Source organism: Cognatishimia sp. WU-CL00825 (genome assembly GCF_040364665.1).
Taxonomy (GTDB): domain Bacteria; phylum Pseudomonadota; class Alphaproteobacteria; order Rhodobacterales; family Rhodobacteraceae; genus Cognatishimia.
In genome coordinates, this window is sequence record NZ_BAABWX010000009.1 from 62,205 (window position 1) to 69,243 (window position 7,039).

General features: G+C 54.4%; 5 protein-coding genes. 3 read left to right on the forward strand and 2 right to left on the reverse strand.

Annotation, left to right across the window (positions count from 1 at the left end; genetic code table 11):
* Positions 1-30 precede the first annotated feature (30 nt).
* Together ABXG94_RS17140 and ABXG94_RS17145 are read left to right on the forward strand one after the other, a co-directional pair.
* The gene (locus tag ABXG94_RS17140) at positions 31-1,116 is read left to right on the forward strand and encodes a class 1 fructose-bisphosphatase (RefSeq protein ID WP_353536207.1); all 1,086 of its coding nucleotides are present in this window, start codon (positions 31-33) and stop codon (positions 1,114-1,116) included.
* 80 nt (positions 1,117-1,196) lie between these two features.
* Positions 1,197-2,825 carry an alpha-D-glucose phosphate-specific phosphoglucomutase gene (locus tag ABXG94_RS17145; RefSeq protein WP_353536208.1) on the forward strand — a complete coding sequence of 543 codons (1,629 nt, stop codon included), beginning with the start codon at positions 1,197-1,199 and terminating at the stop codon, positions 2,823-2,825.
* 34 nt (positions 2,826-2,859) lie between these two features.
* Here the strand turns inward: ABXG94_RS17145 and ABXG94_RS17150 are convergent, their stop codons facing one another.
* Positions 2,860-3,996: a 2-methylaconitate cis-trans isomerase PrpF family protein gene (locus tag ABXG94_RS17150; protein ID WP_353536209.1), complete on the reverse strand. Its 1,137-nt coding sequence runs from the start codon at positions 3,994-3,996 to the stop codon at positions 2,860-2,862.
* Complete coding sequence (gene acnA, locus ABXG94_RS17155; RefSeq protein ID WP_353536210.1) at positions 3,993-6,581, reverse strand: aconitate hydratase AcnA; 2,589 nt, start codon at positions 6,579-6,581, stop codon at positions 3,993-3,995. The genes ABXG94_RS17150 and acnA overlap by 4 nt, the downstream gene beginning before the upstream one ends.
* 89 nt (positions 6,582-6,670) lie before the next feature.
* Here acnA and ABXG94_RS17160 point away from each other — a divergent pair.
* The coding region (locus tag ABXG94_RS17160) for an IclR family transcriptional regulator (RefSeq protein ID WP_353536211.1) at positions 6,671-7,039 on the forward strand (369 nt) is incomplete at its 3' end.

The following is a 7,039-nucleotide window of genomic DNA, read 5'->3' on the forward strand; positions in this document are numbered from 1 at the left end:
AGTGTGATTTTTAAGCGGATGGTCACATCAATGACACGCTTGAGTGGTTGGTTCGCGGCCGCTGATCGCATAGACAAGATCTATTGGCAAAGGGACCCCGTGATGACAAATGACAACCACCTGACGTTTCGACAATTTATGTTACGCGAATATCGCGCGCATGGAACGTCAAAAGATCTGATTTTTCTCTTAGAAGACATCGCGACCGCTTGTCGGACGATTTCACATAAAATTCGCAGTGGCGCCTTTGCGGGGACCCTTGGGGCGACCGATGACACAAATGTGCAAGGCGAAACTCAAAAAGAGCTCGATGTGATCGCCAATGATCAATTTATGCTGCATTGCGCTAACTGTAGCCGTGTTGCGGCGCTGGTGTCTGAAGAGTTGGACAACGTTGTTTGGCTAAAGGACAAGGCAGAAGCTGGCGACTATATTGTTTACTTTGATCCTTTGGATGGATCATCCAATCTGGAACTGAACATTTCTGTTGGTTCTATTTTTTCGATTGTTGAATTGAAAGAGCCCCTGGCGGAACTGACCGATGAAGCGGTTTTGATTGCGGGTACAGAACAGATTTGTGCGGGCTATTCTTTGTTTGGGCCGTCGACGTCTTTGGTGGTGACAACGGGGCAGGGCGTGAATGGATTTACGCATTTGAACGGCACCGGCGAATTTCTTTTAACTTTCCCGGATATGATGGTGCCTGCCAGCACGCAGGAATATGCGATCAATGCCAGCCGCCAGAATTATTGGGACGCACCAGTGCAGCGTTATGTCAGCGAATGTTTGCAAGGTTCCGAGGGACCACGTGGCAAAAAATTTAACATGCGTTGGGTGGCATCTATGGTGGCCGAAGTGCACCGTATTTTGACCCGTGGCGGTGTGTTTATGTATCCAAAAGATAGCGACAATGCTGCGATGGGTGGTCGTTTGCGGTTGCTGTACGAAGCCAATCCCATGGCCTTTATTATCGAGCAAGCTGGCGGCAAGGCCACAATCGGTGGCGGGCGTATTATGGATGTTGATCCCAGCAGTCTGCACCAGCGGGTGGGGGTTATTTTGGGCTCTGCGGAAGAAGTTGACCTGCTAGAGAGCTATTACGCAGAGGCGCAATAGGCCTTGAACCCTACCGAAAGGCCGCCGTTATCGGGCGTGCGGCCTTCCTTTTGAAAAATGCACAGTCAAAGGATTAAGAGATGTCCGTTCAGGTGATCAAAACCCAACCCATCGAGGGGCAAAAGCCCGGCACATCCGGTTTGCGCAAGAAAACCCGTGTTTTTATGGAGCCAAATTACCTTGAGAATTTCGTTCAATCGATTTTTGATGCGATTGGCGGAGCCGAGGGTAAGTCATTTGTGGTGGGGGGCGACGGACGTTTCTTTAATGTGCAGGCCATTCAAACCATTCTGAAAATGGCTGCTGCTAATGGGGCCAGCCGTGTGATTGTGGGGCAAGACGGCTTGCTGTCCACACCGGCGGCGTCAAATCTTATTCGCCAAAACGGCACCGATGGCGGCTTGATCCTGTCTGCCAGTCACAACCCCGGTGGCATCGACGCTGATTTCGGGCTGAAGTATAACATTAGCAATGGCGGGCCTGCGCCTGAGAACGTCACAGCAAAGATGTTGGCGCGCACGCAAGAGATCACGGAATACAAAATTTGTGACGCCGCAGATGTGGATCTGGGCACGCTTGGAACCTATGCGCTGGAAGGCATGGTCGTAGAGGTTGTTGATCCGGTCACGGATTATCAGGCACTGATGGAAAAGCTGTTTGATTTTGACAAATTGCGCGCATTGTTTGCGGGCGGTTTTCGCATGCGGTTTGACGCGATGCATGCGGTAACTGGCCCCTATGCAACGGCCATTTTGGAAACCGCCCTAGGTGCGCCCGCCGGCACTGTAATCAATGGTGTGCCAAGCGAAGATTTTGGCAAGGGACATCCGGATCCAAACCCGGTTTGGGCTAAGACCTTGATGGATGAAATGATGTCAGAATCTGCTCCAGATTTTGGCGCCGCTTCTGATGGAGACGGGGATCGCAATATGATTGTCGGCAAAGGCATCTATGTGACCCCATCTGATAGTTTGGCTGTTTTGGCGGCTAATGCGCATTTGGCACCGGGCTATGCTCAGGGTATTGCCGGTGTGGCACGGTCTATGCCGACCAGTGCAGCCAGTGATCGGGTGGCTGATAAACTGGGCATAGCCAGCTTTGAAACTCCAACAGGCTGGAAGTTTTTTGGCAACCTTTTGGATGCAGGCAAGGCGACGATTTGCGGTGAAGAAAGCGCTGGTACCGGCAGTGATCATGTGCGTGAGAAAGATGGTCTGTGGGCGGTTCTTTTGTGGCTGAATGTTCTGGCTGTGCGCGAAATGAGCGTGATCGATGTGATGGCGGATCATTGGCAAGTTTATGGTCGCGATTACTATTCGCGTCATGACTATGAGGCGCTGCCTAGTGATGTGGCTGACGATGTTATGGGGGATCTGCGTGACCAGTTGTCGGCATTGCCGGGGCAGGTACATGATGACTTGGTGGTCTCAGTCGCAGACGAGTTCTCCTATCTGGACCCTGTGGATGGCAGCGAAAGTCACGGTCAGGGCATTCGTATTCAGTTTGAAGATGGGGCTCGCGTTGTGTTCCGATTGTCGGGCACAGGCACCGAAGGCGCAACTTTGCGGATGTATTTGCAAAGCTATGCCTCGGGCGATCAGGACCTGTTCCGAGACACTCAAGAAGCTCTGTCTAAAGTCACGGCTGCGGCTTTGGAGATTTCGGGTCTGGCCCGCACAGGTCGCGATGCGCCCGACGTTGTGACCTGATTGTAGCAGGTCTTTGGACCCAAGTTTTCCCGCGTTACTTCAAGTGCGCGGGATAAAGCACGGCACCTTCCATAATGCGCCGCTGGGTGCGGAAGGTTGTGGCTGAATTGGCCGTGAACTTCTGACCGTCCTGCACTACATCCGCGCGCACGGGCAGGACGCCTGATGGATTGCCGATGCGCAATTCTGCGATGCCGCCAGCGATATCATGCAGCAGGTTGTTTGGAATTTGCGCTGCAACCGCGGCGCACATGGCCCCGGTTAGCGTAAGGGCTTTGTGAAAGTTGCCCATAGAAATCAGCCGAATATTGATATCGTGGCTTGCTGGCTCATAGCTGCGCCCGTCCAGTGCCGTAAAGCGAGCCGGCGGTGCGACTATTGCAATTTTTGGATTGGAGAGTTTGGCCGCCTCGGGTGTTGCAGCCATGCCCATTGCCACCGCTCCGGCCCGCCGAATTTGATCGAGTTTGGCCATCAATGTGCTATCGGCATCCAAATCCTGCGGGCGTTCTGTTGCCGTGCATCCAAGTTCAGTTGCCTTGACGAAGACAACGGGATTGGCGGCATCCACAAAAGAGACCGCAAATGTGCCAACCCCCGGCACTGACAAAGAACTATTTGCGTTGCCAGAGGGCAATAAGCTGCCAGTGGCCGCACCGCCGGGGTTTAGAAAGTCGAGCGTGATCGGAGCACCGGTTTGCGCCACACCGGGGATTTCAAAATCGCCGTCCTCGACGGGTGTGCCGTCTTTGACCTCAAAACGTGAATGGTAGATTTGGTTGGTGTTGGTGCTGTAGATCCGCACCAACGCTTCGCCATCTTTTGGGTGGACCATGCCTTCGGTGACGGCAAATGGGCCGACGCAGGATGACATATTCCCGCAGGCTGACCCGTAATCGGCCACCGGCGCATCAACGGCCACTTGTACAAATGTATAGTCAACGTCTGCATCAGGTCGATCTGATGGCGCGACAATCACCACTTTGGAAAGCGACGAGACGCCACCCCCCATGCCATTAAGCTGCCGACCGTAGGGGTCGGGGCTGCCCAAGACATGTAGAAAGATCTGATCGCGCAAAGCCTGATCGTGGGGCAAATCTGCTGCGTTCACAACCACGGCGTTGGACGTGCCGCCACGATAAAACGCGGCTCTGAGGCGATTTTGGCTCATGCTGCGTCCTGTCCCTGAAATTTGCGGAAGGCGCGGGGCAGCAGGCCACCTTGGGCAAAGGTTGCGCGTTCTTCGGTATTGTAAAGCCGCAGATCCAGTGGAGTGGTTTCCGTGCTGCCATCTGCGCGGTTGATTAGCAACTGCGCAGATTTCAGATCTGAAGCCAGCGTGATGTCAAATGTTTCAGTGCCGATCAAACCAAGGGTTTTGCGGGTCACGCCTTGGGGGAAACACAGAGGGGCAATGCCCATGTTCACCAGATTTGAACGGTGAATTCGCTCGAAGCTTTCGGCAATGACGGCGCGGACACCGGCCAGCCAAGGAGCTTTAGCCGCGGTATCACGCGAAGACCCACAACCGTATTCCTTGCCGCCGATGACAACCAGTGGCTGGTCGCGTTCAACATAGGTTTGGATGGCTTTGAAAACCGAAGTCACGGTGCCTTCGGGCTGGATGCTGGTAAAACTGCCTTCGTGGTCGGGTGTCATTTCATTGCGCAGGCGATAGTTGGCAAAGGTGGATCTGATGACCACGTCCGAACAGCCGCGGCGGGTGCCAAACGAGTTGAAGTCCGCAAAGGCCACGCCTTGGGATTCCAGAAATTGCCCGCCTTCGGAGTCACGGGTGATGATGCCCGAAGGCGAGATATGGTCCGTGGTGACCGAGTCGCCCAGAATAACCAGCGGCCGCAGCCCGTTGATTTCTGTGACATCCGGAGCCTGTGGCGCGATGGCTTTCACAAAGGGTGGGAAGGACACATAGGTTGAGGGCACCCAGTCATACCGCCCTGTGCTGACCTCTAGATCGTTCCATTCAGCGTTGACGTTCTGAATTTCGTCATAGTTTTTGCGGAAGGCCTCTGGAGTAACATGTGCTTCGATGATGGCATTGACTTCGTCGGCAGTTGGCCAGAGGTCCTGAAGCATCACCGGCTTACCGTCTTGGTCGTGGCCAAGGGGCTCGGTCGCGATGTCTTTGAGGATGGTGCCCATCAGAGCGTAGGCCACAACAAGTGGCGGTGAAGCGATCATGTTGCGCGAGGCCAGCGGGTGAATGCGACCTGCGAAATTCCGGTTGCCGGATAACACTGCAACGCCCTTGATGTCGTTATCTTTGATGGCGCTTTCATGTTCTGGTGCCAGTGGTCCGGACATGCCGTTGCAGGTAGAGCAGGAAAAAGCCGCGACTTCGAAACCCAATGCGTTTAGCGGCTCTTGAAGCCCGCTTTCCGCCAGATATTTTGCAACCACGCGAGACCCAGGAGCCAAGGATGTTTTGACATGTGGCTTGACCGTCAGGCCGCGCTTGACGGCATTTTTCGCCACCATACCGGCCAATACCATATTACGCGGATTGGCGGTGTTGGTGCAGCTGGTGACGGCTGCAATAATCACGTCGCCGTCGCCAATGTCATGGGATTTGCCGGGCACAGCTGCGCGATTTGTCGCCTCGACCTCGGCGGTTGGGGCCAGGGTGCGGGTGGCGTTGCCCAGATCGATGCGCTGTTCAGGGCGTGACGGGCCAGAAACTGAACGTCCAATGGCCGAAAGATCGATGGTGACAAGTTCTTCGTATTGGATGGCTTTGTCGACACCGTCCGCCCACATATTTTGGGTGCGGCAATAGGCTTCGGTGCGGTTAACATGTACCCCACGACCGGTGTCACGCAGGTACTGAATGGTGTTGCTGTCTACGGGGCAAAACACAACGGTTGAGCCATATTCTGGTGCCATATTGGCGATGGTGGCGCGATCAGCAACGGACAAATGGCGGTAACTCGGCCCAAAGATTTCTACGAATTTGTCAACCACACCATGGGCACGCAATTTTTCTGCGATCACCAAGGCGATATCGGTGGCTGTGATGTTGTGGCTTGGGGTGCCGATTACTTCGAGGCCGACAACCTGAGGCACATTCAGAGGCGAGGTTTCTCCAAACAAAAGCGCTTCGGCTTCGAGCCCACCAATGCCCCAGCCAAGAATGCCCAGGCCGTTGATCATGGTTGTATGGCTGTCGGTGCCAAGGGAACTGTCGGGGATCAACAATTTTGGATCATTGACCGCAGGCAGCACGGTTTGGCCGAGGAATTCGAGATTGACCTGATGGCAAATTCCGCCGCCCGGAGGCACCACACGCAGATTTGGGAAACGGGCCTCGCAGGCTTTTAGAAAGGCAAACCGTTCGCGGTTGATCTCAAATTCGCGTTCCATGTTTTGGGTCAGGGCAAATTTGTCTGCCCAGTGGTTGATGGACATCGAATGGTCGATGATCAAATCGACGGGCAGGCTCATGTCCACTTTTTTTGGATCGCCTCCATGGTCGTGCAGATGGTCACGCAGGGCCATCATATCCACCAACGCTGGAATGCCCAACATATCGTGCAGCAAGAGCCGAGCTGGGCGAAACGGGACGGCGCTGCCATCGCGTTTGGCGACGTCAAGAGCTGCGGCACCCTCTGGCGAATGACGCATGGCGATTTCCGCCAGTACCCGAAGGCTATAGGGCAGGGCGTTTAGTTTCTTACCGAGAATACCAGCGTAGTCAGCAGCGTGAAAATCAGTGTTTGGGATGGTTTTAACATGCATTGTTTTGGCTCCGTGCGTTGCGACGAGCTAGACAATTCATCAGATCCAACGCAAGTTGCTGTAGGGATATTTCACTGGAGAGAATGCGCATGGGTGCTAAGCGAACAGAAAGCGTCGAACGGGCAATGTCGATCTTAAACGCCTTTTCCGCCCAGAACCCAACTATGAGTTTGGCGGCGCTGGCCGAAGAAACAGGGTTGCACAAAAGTACGATTTTACGTCTGACCACCAGCCTGGCCATCTATGGTTTCATTCAGCGCGACGCCAAAGGCATCTTTAGTGTTGGGCCGTCAGTCTGGCGCCTTGGGTTGATATTCCGGCGGGACTTTGCGGATCGAGAGGGGGTAACACCTATTTTGCGCGCCTTGGTGGAGGCTTCGGCTGAAACCGCTTCGTTTTATGTGCGCGCGGGCAATGATCGCGTGTGTTTGTATCGCGAAAATTCGCCAAACTTGCTG